Below are 14,650 nucleotides of genomic sequence, written 5' to 3'. Positions count from 1 at the left end.
AAAGTTCCTCGGGTCGTCCCTTCGGCTTCTGCCCAAAGACCAGAGCAAGCATCCTGAGGGCCATTGAGCGGCCACAGAATCACCCGGGCGGTGCGATGTCCGTGGCCACGATGGGTAAGCGGACACGGGTGGGGCAATGCTATGCACCGCCGTACTGGAACTGAGACGCCTGCATCTTCGGCCCTTGCTCGGTCAGATCGAGCAGGCCGGCGGGCACCGCAGTAACCTCAAAGGGGAGGTACGCAAAAACAAAAGGCATGCTCTACCTGCGCTTAGAAGTCCAGGTCGGAGGGCTTGCTACGGATCGGGCGCTTGGTCTTCGTGCCCTCCAAGATGGCCTCAGTCACGGGGTCCCGCAGCTGGTCCAGCTTGGACAGCAGTCCCAGGCGTTCAAAGGCGGCGAGCCATGTGCCGAAGGCGATGTTGACGCCACCCTGTTCGAGCCGGTTCATGGTTGCAGGGCTCACTCTGGCGCGTTCGGCCAGGCTCTCCTGCGACCATCCGCGTGCCTTGCGGGCGCTTCTGACCATCTCTCCCAGATGCTTGGCGGTCTTCTGGGTCGCAACGGTGGCGTAGTCCGTAGTGCTCCGGCGCATATCTGTCATAAAGTATAGGAAACCCAGCAACTCCTATCATTTATGATAGGAATCGACTTTTTCACATTGGTGAATATGGATTTGCTTTGCGTAGGAGCGACTCGAATACGAGGCTATACGCGATGTTGCGCAAGTAGGGGGTGCGTGTCGCAGGTGAGCCAGATGTCGCAATTGGCCGGTAAGTCGTGGATGTGCAAAAAGCGCATGCACGTCACACAATGGAATATCCATCCGCTTGTGACCGCCACGCTACCTGAGTTTGCTTTCGTCTACTGCCGCAGGCGCTTCGAACGTTTGCCGCGCCGATTGCGTCGCACCATTTGATCGCGCGCCAGTAAATCGCCACGATTGTGGCGCAATTGGCTATGTCAGTTGCTGTTCGATTCCTGCAGGGTAGGCCCCGGAGCGTAGAATCTCCAAACCTTGAACTACCGTTGTCCTGCGTCGGAACGTACGTCCTGCGTCGGGAGGGTGGCTAATACAACACCCCCGCAAGGGGGGAATATGCCCGCCGTTTGTGTTCTAGGTTTGCGGTTCTAACCTCCCGACCCCTTGCCATTCCGGCAGGGGTCGCACTCTGCAGGAGGTTCGCCATGCAAATACGAAGGTCGTACGTACCCGTAGATGAATTTGAAGCCGCACTGGGCTACCCGCGTCGGAGGGCACGCCGATGAAAAAGCCCGCCTGGGTACGCACGCGTGTAGAAGAAGAGCTGCGTTCTGACTTCAAAGGCGTGCTGAAGCGCACGCACTACGCGCCGGCCGAAGCCATCCGGCTGTTCATGAGACGCATCGTGGAAATCGGACAGGAAACTACGGCCATTGAACGGGCGCATTGGCGTCGTGCGATCCTCAACGCATCGGACCATGTGGCCGATACGTTGAGGATCGGCCAGGAGTTGCCAGCTTACGAAGAGGAAAACGAAGTGCAGCCAACGGACAATAATGTCCGACCTTGATGACGGTTGGCGCTTGACAGCCCACGCGCTTGGCACGACTCTCGCTTGATGACTATTGACCTCGAAAAGCTCAATTCACGCGAACTCACGTCTCTCATGAAGGCCGCCCAGAAGCGCAAAGCGCTTCTGGAGAAGCGTCCGCCCGTTGCTGAAGTCCGCCGGAAAATGCTGGCCATTGCCAAAGCCTCTGGCTACAGCATCGAAGAACTGCTCGGCAACGGCACGGCCGCAGCGCCGGTCGCGGCCAAGCGCGTTAAACGCGTCAAGCGGGCGAAGCTTGGCAAGGTGCCGGTGAAATACCGCGACCCGGACAACAAGCGCAATACCTGGACCGGACGTGGCAGCACGCCGCGCTGGCTGCTCGAGAAGACCGCACGCGGGCGCAGCGTGGCGGATTATCTGATTCCTGGATTGGCCAAGCCGACTGCGCGCAAGACCGCACCGATTGGCAAGCGCTCCGTGTTCAAGCAGGGCTGAGTGCACGGCGTATGTACCCGCGGTGCATGTGCCATGCGTAGGGACGGGCCATGCCCGTCCGCCGGCGTCGGTTGGTCTGGCATGGCGCAGCCACGCCTGGCATGCCTTTACGGGGTGTAAGGGCGGGATTGCAGGATCAGCACCTCGTCGCCGACTACGGCCCATTCAATGTCCTGGTCCACGCCACCCAGCGCCTGCTTGGTGGCCACACCCAGTTTGGCGAGGCGCGCAACCAGTGCGTCGGTCAGTACCTGGCGTGAGCCGGTGATGGGTACCTCGCGCACACCACCGCCGGCCTGGGCGACCAGCTGGGTGTCCTCGGCCGAGCGGCTCAATACCTGCACCGCTTTGGACCAGTTCGAGTACATCACCTGCTCGGCCTGCCGCTTGCCTTCCACCACGCGGATGCCGAGGCCACGCTTGGCCGAGATGTAGGTGATGTGCTTGCGACTGCTGTCAAATGGGTCGCGTGTGATCATCACCCCCGAGCTGTCCGAGGGCGCGGCGCGTTGCACCAGTACCGCCATCGACACTGCATCCTGTGGCAGGCCTGCGGCGGCACGTGCTTCGTACGCTTCGAAGTTGTAGACCGAGGCCCACACCGTTTGTACGGCCTCGGCCACCGCCTCCGCGCGGGTCACATTCGGCACCGTGGTGTACAGGCCGGCACCACTGAAGCCGGGCAGGTCTTCCGAGTTGGACGAACTGCGCACGAACACCGCAGCAGCGTTCAACTGACGCTGCCACCGGTTCTGCAGATCGCGAACGAAGGCGGGATCAGGTGTTGCGCTCGTGATCTCCGCACGCAGGGTTGCAAGTGCCTGACGGCGAACATTGGGATCGCTGTCGAAGCCGGGGCGGCGCTGCAGGGTTTGCAGGCGTGCGGCAATGCCAAGCCGATCGGACATCGCCTGGTAATGTGCAAACGGGATGCAGAAGCCGTCAGGCACGCTGGCGGCCGGTGGCAGCACGGCTTTCAACGTGCCCAGGTTGGCCGCTTTCACCCCGCATTGCCGGCTGTCACGTGCACGCAGCGAAGCCAAGGGCCTGAGCGCGGTCACGCTGAGGTCGGGGCGAGGCAGGTTGCGTAGCGTCGGGCGAGGTGTGCTGCTGGAGGGCACCCGGGCTGGGCGCTGGAGCGGGGTGACCCGATAGTCGTTGCCGGTTACCTGCAGTGACACCCAACGTCCATCATATTGGCGCAGCGTCTGCTGGGCATCGCGCACGTACACGTTGGGAATGCCCCAGCCTTTCGCCAGCAGGTTCACATGCGAGAGCAGGGTGGAGGGTCGCTGTGTCACCAGCCCGGCCACCGGGGCGAGCGCGATGGGCACCTCGTCCAACACCGGAATGTCACGCGGTGAAAGTGCGTCCAGTTGTGCCTGTGTACGCACGATGCGCAACCGGCCCTCGGCGCTGCCGGTATTCAAGGGCAGGAAGCGCTGTTCGCGCAGCAGTGCCTCCTGGGTGACGAATGCCAGGCGGGTCGATCGGGCAAGGGCGTCGTGCTGGGTGGAGTTGGTCTTGAAGCGGACAGGCTCGGCGAACGAAGCCCGCACCGCTGCGTCGGTCTCGCGCAGCAGCGCGGCGGTGAGCTGGTCGCCTTCCCAGAATTCGTAGGTGTAGCCGGGCAGGTCCTGCTGCCACGCCAGCGTGCCGAACAGGAAGCGGCGGTCGGGCGCGCGGTACTGGGCGTTGAGGGCGGCCTTGTCCAGGCTGGGCACCAGCCGTTGCTGGCGCACGAACTGCTCGTGCAGTGCGTGCCGCGGGGTGTTGACGTAGTAGATGCGGTTGCCGTCACGCCGGTCGATCACGAAGATCAGGTGCGGCAGTTCCAAGGCGGTGCCGGCGTTGTACACCCGCGCCAGCTGCAGGAACTGGGCGCGGTTGTCGATGCGCGGCAGGAAGTCCGGGCCAGTGGTGGCCGTGGGCGATGCGGCATCAGTGCCCGGGCGGACTTCGTAGGGGGATGGCTTGCGCGCGGTCTGGGCGACTGCGCTGTCAGCGCAGCCGAGCAGCAGAAACAGCGCTGCCCACCAGAACAGCCGGGCCGGCCAGAGCGCGCGCGTACGGAATCGATCCATGACACCGGTGCAGGGGAGAAGTGCGCAGATCATAAGCGGCTGCGGCGGCTGTCTGCCAGCCGCCCTTGCGCCTGCCTCAGCGGCAGGTGTTGAGGTCCCGGTGGACCACCTCCAGATTGGCCGGAGCGACCTGGCTGACTGTACTGAACCCCACGCCGGGTGATCCTGGTGAGGGCCGGGTCAGCGACAGGAGAGTGCCGCCTGGCTGACCGACCACCGTGGTGACGTCGCGCGTTATCGAGGTAAGGCGCGCGTACACGGAAAGCGGCTGTCGGGTGTGCTGGCTTTCAAGAAGCGCCTTCAGCGCCGCGTCCGTGTCCGCACCGTACCAGGCTCCGAACGTCACCGCCAGTGGCGCTCCGCTGTCCTTGAGGGTCATCAGCGAGGCCATCGACATGGTGGTATCGCCAATCCGGCAGATGCCTTGCCGGCTCATCATGAGTGTCATGACCGTCGCTGGTTGGCATTTCTGCTCTTCCATCTGTTCGCGCACATCATGCGGCAGCGCATTGAAGGCAGACTGCACGGGACCGTTGGCCAGTTCCAGTGCCAACGGACACTCCGGCAATGTCGTGTTGGCCGGCGCTGCTGCCACGTCCCTGGTGCCCTGCTTCAACGAGGCCAGAAAGGGCGCGGCCGTGGCCTTGATCGCGTCGCACTGAGATCGCGGTCCTTCCACAATCAGCAGAATGTTGCTGTGCCCCGCCCGCACCGTACGTGCCAGCGCGCAAAGCGCATCGGTTTCGGTGCGCAGCGTCTGTGCGGGATGCCCGTCCTGGGTGGAACGCTCAAGCTGCGCGCCCGGTGTCTTTTCGGCCGTGGCGATTCTCTCGAAGTACCTGCTTGCCGAGGCTTCATCGCGATAGTGCGCCCGCACCGCGCTGAGGCGGATGGCACCAGCGGGGCAGCCGAGCCCGTCTGCCATGATCATGTCACCGCTCGTGGGCGTCATCCGGAAGTCATTGAACAGGCAGGGCAGGCTTACCGAGAAGTCACCCAGAGTGGAGGTGGCCTCGGTCCAGCCGTCGGCGCCGAGCGTACCCGCACCGGCCCGGTGCATCTGCACGCTGGGGGCTCCTTCGGCGTGGGCGAGGCTGCTCAGTAGCAGGCCGCACAGCAGCAGGGGCACTCGAGCCTGCGGCCGGCGAATTGGCAGACGCGTCATCCGTGAAAACATCTTGTACGGTTCCTTGCGGGTGAAGAAATCAGAGGTGGCTGAGCGTTAGCGGCTCAATGCTGCGTGACTGTAGGGCTGGGTGGAGATCCGAGGGAACTGGCGTTCTATTGGCTTGTTCGTTCACGCAGGGCTGGCGCTACGCGGGGTTTGGATTTACCTGCTCCTGAAGATTTCCGATACTGGCCGTCTGCTGCGAGGTGCAGCTCCCCCCCACCAGGAGAATCTTGATGTCCCTTGAGGCACAAGCGCTCGTTGAGCGCTACTACCAGGCGTTCAATGCCGGCGACCGGGACGGCATGCTGGCCCTGCTGGCCGATGACGTGGCCCATGATCTGAACCAGGGCGCGCGCGAGATGGGTCGTGAGGCCTTCCGGACCTTCCTGCAGCGCATGGACCGCAACTATGCCGAGCAGCTGAAGGACATCGTGGTGATGAGCAACGCCGACGGTGTGCACGTGGCCGCCAGCTATGTGGTGCATGGCCAGTATCAGGCCACCGACGACGGTCTGCCGGAGGCAACTGGCCAGCGCTATGTGCTGCCGGGCGGTGCTTTCTTCGAAGTGCGCGACGGCCGTATTGCGCGGGTGACCAACTATTACAACCTGGCCGACTGGATCGCGCAGATCGCACCGGACGCCTGAGATGGATCAAGTCATCCAGGTGCTGCGGGTCACCGGCGCAGACATGCTGCCGTGGCTGGACCATGTGGCACGCCTGCGCATCGCGGTGTTTCGCGACTTCCCGTATCTGTACGACGGCGACATGGCCTATGAGCGCGAGTACCTGCAGTCGCTGAGCCAAGCCGCCGGTGGAGTTCTGGTGTTGGCACTGGATGAGGCGGGTGCGCCCGTGGGTGCCTCCACCGGCATGCCGCTGGTGGAGGCCGAGGAGGCGATCCGCCTGCCCTTCCAGAAGGCGAACCTGGCTGAAGACCGGATCTTCTACTGCGGAGAGTCGGTGCTGCTGCCGGCGTATCGCGGGCAGGGACTGGGGCACCGCTTCTTCGACGAACGCGAAGCGCATGCGCGCCGCCTGCCGGGGATTCGCACCAGCGCGTTCGCGTCGGTCGTGCGCGCGGCGGACGATCCGCGTTGCCCGGCGGACTACCACAGCAACCATGCATTCTGGCAGCGCCGCGGCTACCACGAACACCCTCAACTGCGTGCAACGCTTGCGTGGAAAGACGTGGGTGAACCGGCGCAGAGCGAGCACGCGCTGACCATCTGGCTGCGCGAACTGGAGACATCTCAATGAAAGTGGCGGTGGCGAAGTATCCCATCCAGGCTCCGGCGTCCTGGGCAGAGTTTGCTGCACGCCAGCGGACCGTGCTGGCCGAGGCGGCCGACGCCGGTGCACAGCTGGCGGTGCTGCCGGAGTATCTGTCGCTGGAGCTGGCGGCAGCGCTCGGGCCGGACGTATCAAAGAGCCTGCCGGCTTCGCTGCGCGGCACACAGGTATTCCATGACGGCTGGCTGGCGCTGTACGCCGAACTGGCGCAGAGCCTGAATCTGATCATCCAGGCGGGCACGTTCCTGTTGCAGGTCGGCCAGGGCCGCTACCGCAATCGTGCGTGGTGGTTCACGCCCGACGGTCGTCGTGGCTATCAGGACAAGATGCAGCTTACTGGTTTCGAGAAGCAGCTGGGTGTGATTGAACCCGGTGATGCGCTGCAGGTCTTCGACCTGGGCGGCGTGCGCACCGGCATCGCGGTCTGCTACGACAGCGAGTTCCCGCTCAGCGTGCGCGCCCAGCGCGAAGCTGGCGCACAGCTGCTGCTGGTGCCGAGCTGCACTGACACCGACGCCGGTGCCACCCGTGTGACCGTTGGCTGCATGGCACGGTCGCTGGAGAACCGCATGTTCGTCGCCAAGGCGGTCACGGCGGGCGAGGCGGCGTGGAGCCCGGCGTTGGACATCAATACTGGTGAGGCGGTGCTGTACGCGCCGATGGACCGTGGTTTCCCGGCCGATGGCGTACTGGCCAGCACCCAGGGTGACCAGCTGTGGGCGATGGCGGAACTTGATTTCGATGCGCTGACCCAGCGCCTGGGCGACGCGCAGGTGACGGTGGATGGGGATTGGAGCCAGCAGCGACAACATGTCACCGTGTCGTAGTGACGCGCCATGCGCGTCAATCACGAACCCAGGTGTCCGTAGAGCCACGCCCTGCGTGGCTGCTTCCGTTCGCGCACCGCGCAGCCACGCAGGGCGTGGCTCTACGGTTGATCCTGCGTTGCGATCCCGATCCCGATTGGGTTACGGGGCCGGGCGTTCCGGCGCAGTGCCAGCGGCTTCCAGCGCGGCTACGGTCTTTTCCAGCGCTTCCAGCTTTTCGCGGGTGCGCAGCAGCACCGCGCGCTGTACGTCGAATTCTTCGCGGGTCACCAGGTCCAGCTTGGCCAGCCCGGCCTGCAGGGCGCTCTTGAAGGTGGCCTGCAGTTCCTCACGCTGCTCGCGCAGCCCCGGCGGCACCATGTCGCTCAGGCGGCGGGCCAGGTCGTCGATCTGGTTGAGGTCAATCATGGGGGACTCCGCTTCGGTGGGGGCTGGCCAGGTTCACGCCTAGGATAATCCCCGTGGGGGTGGCCGGAATACGGCGGCAGCATCGCGTTCATCGGCCGACAGGCGGTATCCTCGCTGCCGCGAATACAGGAGCCAACGAATGAAGATGGTCATGGCGGTGGTCAAGCCGTTCAAGCTCGACGACGTGCGCGAGGCGCTGGCCGAGCGTGGGGTCACCGGTATCACGGTAACCGAGGTCAAGGGTTTCGGTCGCCAGAAGGGCCATACCGAGCTGTACCGGGGCGCGGAATACGTGGTCGACTTCCTGCCCAAGGTGAAGATCGAAGTGGCGGTCACCGATACCCAGGTTGATGAGGTGGTGGAGGCCATCGTCAAGGCGGCCGGGACCGGCAAGATCGGTGACGGCAAGGTGTTCGTGTACGACCTGGGCAGCGTGGTGCGCATCCGTACCGGCGAGTTGGACGCGGACGCCTTATAACGGTCAAACGCCTTTGAACCACCGGTAGAACCGCTTCCAGGCCACCCGCACGCCGGCCACCCAGCGCGGGTCGGCGACGAGTGCTGCCTGCGAAGCGGTCGGCCGCTCGCCGGTCAGGCGCTGGCGCATCTTCAGCAGGTTCTTCATGTCGCTGCGCCGCAGCTGGCGCGACACCGGGTGCACCGGCAGCCAGCGCGGGCTGCGCCAGGCCGAGGTGAAGTCCACCAGCACCGGCACGCCGCCGTTCACCATCACGTTGGTGCCATGCAGGTCGTTGTGGGTGATGCCGGCGGCGTGCAGGCGGCTCAGCGCGAACTGCAGCTGCTCGAACACCTCCGCACCCACCGAGGTGGCCGCGCTGAGGGTCTGGCCGGGAATGAACTCCATGCCCAGCGCCAAGCCCCCAATGGTGCCCAGAAGGGCAGGAGCGTGCTTCCAGCCGCTCAGGCGCTTGAGCATGCTGGCCTCGCGGCGCACCAGCAGGCGCGCCACCAGCGACAGCGGGGTGCCCTTGTAACGGGTGTAGTCCTTGACCACGGCCGGCTGGCCGTTCAGGCAGGTGCGGTAGACGTCCGGTTCGAGCAGGCGTTCGCCGCGCTTGAGCAACAGGGCAGGGGCGGTGTCATCGACACACGAGGCAACAGGAGTATTCATGACGATTCTCTGGGCGACCCGGTGGTCGGCGCGAAGCGTCAGGCGTACCGGTGCTGCTGAATGGGGCGTTGTCAAACTTTCGTTAATTTTAGTACCCGGAAGTACAGCAATCCACCCCCCTGTCGGACAAATGTCGGGCCCAGGCGTGGAACAGTTTGTCGCGCGACCTGTGATCGGCCGCCTCATTGCCAGGCGAATGTACTTTTGAATCAATGATTTGATGTGGAACCGAGACACGGCGCGCGCCCGCTGTCCGCTACCTGTACACGGCTGGCTTGACCGGACACGAAGCCACGCGGACCATAACGATCTTGAATACGGCACGCGTGGCCCGCCGCTCCCCATGGCCCGCCAGCACCGCGTGTAACTCCCCTTCACTGATGCTTTCCGGCCCCCGCCGGTGGACGTTCGATGATCAAGATAATTGTGGTGGCCCTGTTCGTGGCGTGCGTGCTGTACGTGCACTACCGCGGCAAGGTCCGGGCGCGCTGGTCGCGCCAGCTGCTCGACCATTCCAGCTTCATGGCCCCCATCAACGTGGTGATGTACATGTTCTCCAAGGTGCCGACCACGCCCTTCCTCGACCCGGGCAAGGAGTTCCCGCAGCTGGAGCCGCTGCGCGCGAACTGGAAGATGATCCGTGACGAGGCGCTGGCGCTGCGCGATGCGGACAAGATCGCCGCCTCCAGCACCTATAACGATGCGGGCTTCAATTCGTTCTTCCGCCGAGGCTGGAAGCGCTTCTACCTTCGCTGGTACGGCCCGTCGCACCCGTCGGCCAAGGCGCTGTGCCCGCAGACCACGGCGCTGCTGGAGTCGATTCCGGAGGTGCGTGCGGCGATGTTCGCGCAGCTGCCGCCGGGCAGTGAGCTGCGCCCGCACCGTGATCCGTTTGCCGGCTCGCTGCGGCTGCACCTGGGCCTGGCCACGCCGAACGACGATGGCTGCTACATCGAAGTGGACGGCATCCGCAAAAGCTGGCGTGACGGCGAGTGGATGATGTTCGACGAAACCTACATCCACCACGCGCACAACGAGACCCAGGAAGACCGGGTGATCCTGTTCTGCGATATCGCCCGGCCGTTGCGCTTCGGCCTGCCGGGGCTGTTCAACCGCGCGGTGGCGGCCACGCTGCTGGCCGGCGGAGCCTCGCCGAACCTGCCGGGCGATCCGACCGGTGGGGTGAACAAGGCGTTTGGCGGCCTGTACAAGGTGCGACTGAAGGCCAAGGCGCTGCGCGCGAAGAGCGCGTTTGCCTACCACGCGATCAAGTGGGGCCTGGTGCTGCTGGTGATTGCCGGGATCTGGGCGCTGTAAGGGGCAGGGGGTATCGACCAACGGTCGATACCTACCGCCCCCCGGGTAGGTGCCGACCGTTGGTCGGCACTCCGATTACGCCGGAATCAACCCTTCAGGGCGGCCTGCACGAACGGCGGGGTCACCAGCACGCCGGTGTGCAGCGCGGCGGTGTAGTACAGGGTGTCAAAGCTCTTGGAGGCCGAATCGGCCTGGCGGAAGTCGAAGCTGCTCTGGCCCTTGCGCGCCAGGGTCACGCTCCACCAGCCGGTCGGGTAGCACGGCTGCGGGAACGGCAGGGTCTTGAACGACTGGAAGCCGGCCTTGCCCATTTCGGTGCGCATTTCGTTGATCAGCGCCAGCTGCATCAGCGGCGACTCGGACTGCTGCACCAGGATGCCGTCGTCCTTCAGCGCCTTGAAGCAGCTTTCATAGAAGGCCTTGTTGAACAGGCCTTCACCCGGGCCGACCGGGTCGGTGGAGTCCACGATCACCACGTCCACGCTGCCGGCCGGGCAGTTGGCCATGTAGGCCACGCCGTCGTCGAACATCAGCTCGGCGCGCGGGTCGCTGTTGGAATCGCACAGCTCCGGGAAGTGCTTCTCGGCCATGCGGGTGACCTGCTCGTCAATGTCGCACTGGGTCACACTTTCCACGCCCTTGTGCTTGAGCACTTCGCGCAGGGTGCCGCAGTCGCCGCCGCCGATGATCACCACGCGCTTGGGCGCGGCGTGGGTGAACAGCACCGGGTGGCTGATCATCTCGTGGTAGAAGAAATTGTCCTTGCTGGTCAGCATGATGGCCCCGTCGATGGTCATCAGGTTGCCCCAGTCGGTGGTCTGGAAGATCTCGATCTTCTGGAACGGCGACTGCACCTCGTCCAGCTTGCCGGTGATGCGGTAGCCAATGGCCGAGCCGGTGCGCTCGAAATGCTCGATGTACCAGTTGCTGTTGTCAGTCATGGAGTAACGGTCCTGTTCGGAGGGTGTTGGAGCCGGGATGGCGGCACAAGGCGCGTCCGGACGGGGTCCGCCCCGTTCAGGTTCAAGCCTGGACACGGGCGCGGGCGCGCATGATAACGGAGCTGTCGGCATATAGGCGTTATCATGCACCCCCTTTTTTACCAACCAGGCCCACTGAAATGACCGATTGGTCCCTCGACCAAGCCCGTAAGACCTACTCGATTCCGCACTGGGCGGATGGCTACTTCGACGTGGATCCGGCGGGGCATATGGTGGTGAGACCGACGGGGCCGGACGGCCCGGTGGTGTCCTTGCCCACGATTGTGGATTCGGCCCGTGCGGCCGGGGCCAAGCTGCCGCTGCTGGTGCGCTTCCCGGACATCCTCGGTCAGCGACTGGGCAAGCTGCAGGCGGCCTTCGGTCAGGCCCAGGCGGACTGGGACTACGCCGGCGGCTACACCGCCGTGTACCCGATCAAGGTCAACCAGCACCGCGGCGTGGCCGGCACCCTGGCCAGCCACCACGGCGAGGGCTTTGGGCTGGAAGCGGGCAGCAAGCCCGAGCTGATGGCCGTGCTGGCGCTGTCGCGCCCGGGTGGGCTGATCGTCTGCAACGGCTACAAGGACCGCGAGTACATCCGCCTGGCCCTGATCGGCCGCAAGCTGGGCCTGCAGACCTTCATCGTCATCGAGAAGCCCTCCGAGCTGAAGCTGGTGCTGGAGGAGTCCAAGGCGCTGGACGTGAAGCCGGGCCTCGGTGTGCGCATGCGCCTGGCCTCGCTGGGCGCGGGCAAGTGGCAGAACAGCGGCGGCGACAAGGCCAAGTTCGGGCTGTCCCCGCGCCAGCTGCTGGACCTGTGGAAGTCGCTGCGCGACACCGAATACGCCGACTGCCTGAGCCTGCTGCACTTCCACATGGGCTCGCAGATCTCCAACGTGCGCGACATCGCCAACGGCATGCGCGAAGCCACCCGCTACTTCGTGGAACTGTCGCGCCTGGGCGCGAAGATCACCCACGTGGACGTCGGTGGCGGCCTGGGCGTGGACTACGAAGGCACCCGCTCGCGCAGCTTCTGCTCGATCAACTACGGCCTGAACGCCTATGCCAGCAACATCGTGCAGCCGCTGGCCAATGCCTGCGAGGAGCACGGGCTGACCCCGCCGCGCATCGTTACCGAATGTGGCCGGGCGATGACCGCGCACCACGCGGTATTGATCGCCAACGTCTCCGAAGTGGAGCAGGCGCAGGAAGGCCGCGTGCCGGATGCGCATGACGACGAGCCGGCGGCGATCCGCCACCTGCGCGAAATCCACGAGGAACTGGACCAGCGCCCGGCGGTGGAACTGTTCCAGGAAGCCCAGCATTTCCATGCCGAGGGCCTGGCCAGCTACGCGCTGGGCCAGATCGACCTGCCGCAGCGGGCGCGCATCGACGACCTGTTCTACGCCATCGCCCATGGTGTGCGTGCACGCCTGAGCTACGACGAGAAGAGCCACCGGCCGGCGCTGGATGAACTCAACGAGCGCCTGGTCGACAAGTACTTCGTCAACTTCAGCGTGTTCGAGTCGATTCCCGATGCCTGGGCGATCGACCAGGTGTTCCCGATCGTGCCGATCGAGCGCCTGAACGAAGTGCCGGACCGCCGCGGCATCATCGCCGACATGACCTGCGATTCCGACGGCATGGTCAAGACCTATGTCGAGAACGAAAGCCTGGACACCTCGCTGCCGCTGCACGCGATGAAGCACGGCGAAAGCTACCGCATCGGCTTCTTCATGGTCGGTGCGTACCAGGAAATCCTGGGCGACATCCACAACCTGTTCGGTGATACCGACGCGGTGGAAGTGGTGGCCGACGCCGACGGCTATGCCATCACCCAGCAGCGTCGCGGCGACACCACCGACGTGATGCTGGACTATGTGGGCTACCGTCTGGACGACCTGCGTGCGGCCTACGCCGAGCGCGTGGCGGCGGCGAAGCTGGAGCCGGCGCGCGCGCAGGAGCTGTCCGAGGCGCTGGAAGCCGGGTTGACCGGCTACACCTACCTGTCCGATGAACCGCTGGTCTGACCAGAACCGTAGCGCCGGGCGATGCCCGGCTGAACAATGAGCAGCCGCGCGATCTTCCACCTGTTCCTCCACGCCGCAGTGCCTGCACTGCTGGCGTGGATCTTCTGGCGCAAGCGCTTCCTGTCAGCCTGGGTGTTGCTGCTGCTGGGCTGGATCATCGACCTGGACCACCTGCTGGCTGATCCGATCTATGCACCGAACCGGTGCAGCATCGGCTTCCACCCGTTGCACACCGCGCCAGCGATCGCGGTGTATGCGGGGCTGTGCGTACCGAAGAAGACGCGCCTGTTCGGGATCGGGTTGATGATCCACATCGTGCTGGATGCGATTGACTGCTGGTGGATGCGCGCATGACAGACCTGGAGACGCCGTGGACACGAACGCGTCGCCACGCGCCCATGTCATGCCGGTTCCCGTAGCAGGTGCTCTAATAATGGCGACATGCGTGTGCCAGCGTTCTTATCCCGCCGGCAACACCAGCGTCGCCACCAGTCCCGGCGCACCGTTGCGCAACGTCAGCGTTCCACCATAGCTCTCGGCGATATCGGCCACGATCGCCAACCCCAACCCGCTGCCCGACGCGCGCTCATCCAGTCGCACCCCACGTCCCAGCACGTTCTCCAGCTGTTCCTCGGGCAGGCCTGCGCCGTCGTCGCGCACTTCGAAGCGCATGCGAGTGCCTTCGTGACGCACCCTCACTTCGACCGTGTGCGCCGCCCACTTGCCGGCGTTGTCGAGCAGATTTCCCAGCATCTCCTCCAGATCCTCGCGCGCCCCGGCGAACAGGCCCTGTGCGTTGGCATCGCAGGAAAAGCGCACGTCGCGGTCGCCATGCACGCGCTGCATCAACCGGCACAGCGCATCCAGCACCGGGCCGACCGGCGTGCGCTGCTGGTGATCGGCGGCCACGCCCACTGCCAGATAGCGGTCGATGCTGGCCTGCATGCGCGCGGTTTCACCCCGCACCGTCTGACGCCAGTCGCTGCCGTCGCCCTCGGCTTCGGTACCCAGCACGGTCAACGGGGTCTTCAGCGCATGCGCCAGGTCGGCAGCGCTGCGCCGCGCGCGCTGGACCATGCGGCCATGATGGTCGAGCAGTGCGTTGAGCTCGTCGGCCAGCGGCGCTACTTCCTTCACCAGGCCCTGTTGCGGGAAGCGCACGTTCTCACCGTTGCGGACCTGCTCGGCGATACGCCGCAGCTCGGCCAGTGGACGCAGGCCGTAGTGCACCTGGCTGACCAGCACCGCAAACCACAGTGCCACCAGCACGATCAACGCCAGTGCAGTGCGCTGCCGGAAGCTGCTGACCTGCGCGTCCAAGGCGCTGCGGTCGGCGGCGACGACCACACGCAGCGGTGTGGCGGCGCGCGGCAGGGT

General features: G+C 65.0%; 16 protein-coding genes. 9 read left to right on the top strand and 7 right to left on the bottom strand.

The features are described from left to right. Nucleotides 1–272 precede the first annotated feature (272 nt). Nucleotides 273–596 (bottom strand): helix-turn-helix transcriptional regulator, encoded by a 324-nt coding sequence (locus EGJ34_RS01615; RefSeq protein ID WP_185750034.1) that lies wholly within the window; start codon nucleotides 594–596, stop codon nucleotides 273–275. A 670-nt stretch (nucleotides 597–1,266) separates the two neighbouring features. Here EGJ34_RS01615 and EGJ34_RS01610 point away from each other — a divergent pair. Continuing rightward, a complete protein-coding gene (locus EGJ34_RS01610) occupies nucleotides 1,267–1,554 on the top strand; it encodes a hypothetical protein (RefSeq protein ID WP_125358434.1) in 288 nt (95 codons plus the stop codon). Nucleotides 1,555–1,602: 48 nt separating this feature from the next. Continuing rightward, complete coding sequence (locus EGJ34_RS01605; protein WP_125358431.1) at nucleotides 1,603–2,031, top strand: H-NS histone family protein; 429 nt, start codon at nucleotides 1,603–1,605, stop codon at nucleotides 2,029–2,031. Between the two features lie 107 nt (nucleotides 2,032–2,138). Here the strand turns inward: EGJ34_RS01605 and EGJ34_RS01600 are convergent, their stop codons facing one another. Together EGJ34_RS01600 and EGJ34_RS01595 are read right to left on the bottom strand one after the other, a co-directional pair. Then, on the bottom strand, nucleotides 2,139–4,115 hold the full coding sequence (locus EGJ34_RS01600; RefSeq protein WP_125358429.1) for a PEP/pyruvate-binding domain-containing protein: 1,977 nt from the start codon (nucleotides 4,113–4,115) through the stop codon (nucleotides 2,139–2,141). Nucleotides 4,116–4,191: 76 nt separating this feature from the next. Next, nucleotides 4,192–5,244 carry a hypothetical protein gene (locus tag EGJ34_RS01595; RefSeq protein WP_125358427.1) on the bottom strand — a complete coding sequence of 351 codons (1,053 nt, stop codon included), beginning with the start codon at nucleotides 5,242–5,244 and terminating at the stop codon, nucleotides 4,192–4,194. A 275-nt stretch (nucleotides 5,245–5,519) separates the two neighbouring features. On the opposite strand from EGJ34_RS01595, the gene EGJ34_RS01590 reads away from it, so the two are divergent. From EGJ34_RS01590 to EGJ34_RS01580, 3 genes are read left to right on the top strand one after another with little or no spacing between them, the layout of a single operon-like run. Beyond that, entirely contained in the window at nucleotides 5,520–5,933 is a 414-nt protein-coding gene (locus EGJ34_RS01590) for a ketosteroid isomerase-related protein (protein WP_125358425.1), read from the top strand. 1 nt (nucleotide 5,934) lies between these two features. After that, nucleotides 5,935–6,546: a GNAT family N-acetyltransferase gene (locus EGJ34_RS01585; RefSeq protein WP_125358423.1), complete on the top strand. Its 612-nt coding sequence runs from the start codon at nucleotides 5,935–5,937 to the stop codon at nucleotides 6,544–6,546. Then, on the top strand, nucleotides 6,543–7,406 hold the full coding sequence (locus EGJ34_RS01580; RefSeq protein ID WP_125358421.1) for a carbon-nitrogen hydrolase family protein: 864 nt from the start codon (nucleotides 6,543–6,545) through the stop codon (nucleotides 7,404–7,406). The genes EGJ34_RS01585 and EGJ34_RS01580 overlap by 4 nt, the downstream gene beginning before the upstream one ends. 141 nt (nucleotides 7,407–7,547) lie before the next feature. Here the strand turns inward: EGJ34_RS01580 and EGJ34_RS01575 are convergent, their stop codons facing one another. Further along, the gene (locus EGJ34_RS01575; RefSeq protein WP_125358419.1) at nucleotides 7,548–7,814 is read right to left on the bottom strand and encodes an accessory factor UbiK family protein; all 267 of its coding nucleotides are present in this window, start codon (nucleotides 7,812–7,814) and stop codon (nucleotides 7,548–7,550) included. 139 nt (nucleotides 7,815–7,953) lie between these two features. On the opposite strand from EGJ34_RS01575, the gene EGJ34_RS01570 reads away from it, so the two are divergent. Further along, entirely contained in the window at nucleotides 7,954–8,292 is a 339-nt protein-coding gene (locus tag EGJ34_RS01570) for a P-II family nitrogen regulator (protein ID WP_125358417.1), read from the top strand. A gap of 3 nt (nucleotides 8,293–8,295) precedes the next feature. Here the strand turns inward: EGJ34_RS01570 and EGJ34_RS01565 are convergent, their stop codons facing one another. Continuing rightward, the gene (locus EGJ34_RS01565) at nucleotides 8,296–8,946 is read right to left on the bottom strand and encodes an RIO1 family regulatory kinase/ATPase (protein ID WP_125358415.1); all 651 of its coding nucleotides are present in this window, start codon (nucleotides 8,944–8,946) and stop codon (nucleotides 8,296–8,298) included. A gap of 411 nt (nucleotides 8,947–9,357) precedes the next feature. On the opposite strand from EGJ34_RS01565, the gene EGJ34_RS01560 reads away from it, so the two are divergent. Next, entirely contained in the window at nucleotides 9,358–10,263 is a 906-nt protein-coding gene (locus EGJ34_RS01560) for an aspartyl/asparaginyl beta-hydroxylase domain-containing protein (protein WP_125358413.1), read from the top strand. Between the two features lie 86 nt (nucleotides 10,264–10,349). On the opposite strand, the gene speE is transcribed toward EGJ34_RS01560, so the two are convergent. Continuing rightward, nucleotides 10,350–11,204, bottom strand: a complete 855-nt coding sequence (gene speE / locus EGJ34_RS01555; RefSeq protein ID WP_125358411.1) for a polyamine aminopropyltransferase — start codon at nucleotides 11,202–11,204, stop codon at nucleotides 10,350–10,352. 179 nt (nucleotides 11,205–11,383) lie between these two features. On the opposite strand from speE, the gene speA reads away from it, so the two are divergent. Both speA and EGJ34_RS01545 read left to right on the top strand, forming a co-directional pair. Then, a complete protein-coding gene (gene speA / locus EGJ34_RS01550) occupies nucleotides 11,384–13,273 on the top strand; it encodes an arginine decarboxylase (RefSeq protein WP_125358409.1) in 1,890 nt (629 codons plus the stop codon). Nucleotides 13,274–13,309: 36 nt separating this feature from the next. Beyond that, nucleotides 13,310–13,627, top strand: coding sequence for a DUF6122 family protein (locus EGJ34_RS01545; protein WP_125358407.1), 318 nt, complete (start codon nucleotides 13,310–13,312; stop codon nucleotides 13,625–13,627). Between the two features lie 105 nt (nucleotides 13,628–13,732). On the opposite strand, the gene EGJ34_RS01540 is transcribed toward EGJ34_RS01545, so the two are convergent. Continuing rightward, the coding region (locus tag EGJ34_RS01540) for a HAMP domain-containing sensor histidine kinase (RefSeq protein ID WP_148100470.1) at nucleotides 13,733–14,650 on the bottom strand (918 nt) is incomplete at its 5' end.

It is taken from the genome of Stenotrophomonas sp. 278, from assembly GCF_003935715.1.
Classification (GTDB): Bacteria; Pseudomonadota; Gammaproteobacteria; order Xanthomonadales; family Xanthomonadaceae; genus Stenotrophomonas; species Stenotrophomonas maltophilia_AH.
Note: the sequence above shows the minus strand (reverse complement) of the source record. Positions and strands in the feature narration are given on the sequence as shown.

Bases quoted from the DNA above. Each gene is read 5' to 3' on its own strand.
- EGJ34_RS01560 (WP_125358413.1), top strand. From the start codon at position 9,358: ATGATCAAGATAATTGTGGTGGCCCTGTTCGTGGCGTGCGTGCTGTAC.
- EGJ34_RS01590 (WP_125358425.1), top strand. From the start codon at position 5,520: ATGTCCCTTGAGGCACAAGCGCTCGTTGAGCGCTACTACCAGGCGTTC.
- EGJ34_RS01545 (WP_125358407.1), top strand. From the start codon at position 13,310: ATGAGCAGCCGCGCGATCTTCCACCTGTTCCTCCACGCCGCAGTGCCT.
- EGJ34_RS01600 (WP_125358429.1), bottom strand. From the start codon at position 4,115: ATGGATCGATTCCGTACGCGCGCGCTCTGGCCGGCCCGGCTGTTCTGG.
- EGJ34_RS01605 (WP_125358431.1), top strand. From the start codon at position 1,603: ATGACTATTGACCTCGAAAAGCTCAATTCACGCGAACTCACGTCTCTC.
- speE (WP_125358411.1), bottom strand. From the start codon at position 11,204: ATGACTGACAACAGCAACTGGTACATCGAGCATTTCGAGCGCACCGGC.
- EGJ34_RS01585 (WP_125358423.1), top strand. From the start codon at position 5,935: ATGGATCAAGTCATCCAGGTGCTGCGGGTCACCGGCGCAGACATGCTG.
- EGJ34_RS01615 (WP_185750034.1), bottom strand. From the start codon at position 596: ATGCGCCGGAGCACTACGGACTACGCCACCGTTGCGACCCAGAAGACC.
- EGJ34_RS01565 (WP_125358415.1), bottom strand. From the start codon at position 8,946: ATGAATACTCCTGTTGCCTCGTGTGTCGATGACACCGCCCCTGCCCTG.
- EGJ34_RS01580 (WP_125358421.1), top strand. From the start codon at position 6,543: ATGAAAGTGGCGGTGGCGAAGTATCCCATCCAGGCTCCGGCGTCCTGG.
- EGJ34_RS01610 (WP_125358434.1), top strand. From the start codon at position 1,267: ATGAAAAAGCCCGCCTGGGTACGCACGCGTGTAGAAGAAGAGCTGCGT.
- EGJ34_RS01570 (WP_125358417.1), top strand. From the start codon at position 7,954: ATGAAGATGGTCATGGCGGTGGTCAAGCCGTTCAAGCTCGACGACGTG.
- speA (WP_125358409.1), top strand. From the start codon at position 11,384: ATGACCGATTGGTCCCTCGACCAAGCCCGTAAGACCTACTCGATTCCG.
- EGJ34_RS01575 (WP_125358419.1), bottom strand. From the start codon at position 7,814: ATGATTGACCTCAACCAGATCGACGACCTGGCCCGCCGCCTGAGCGAC.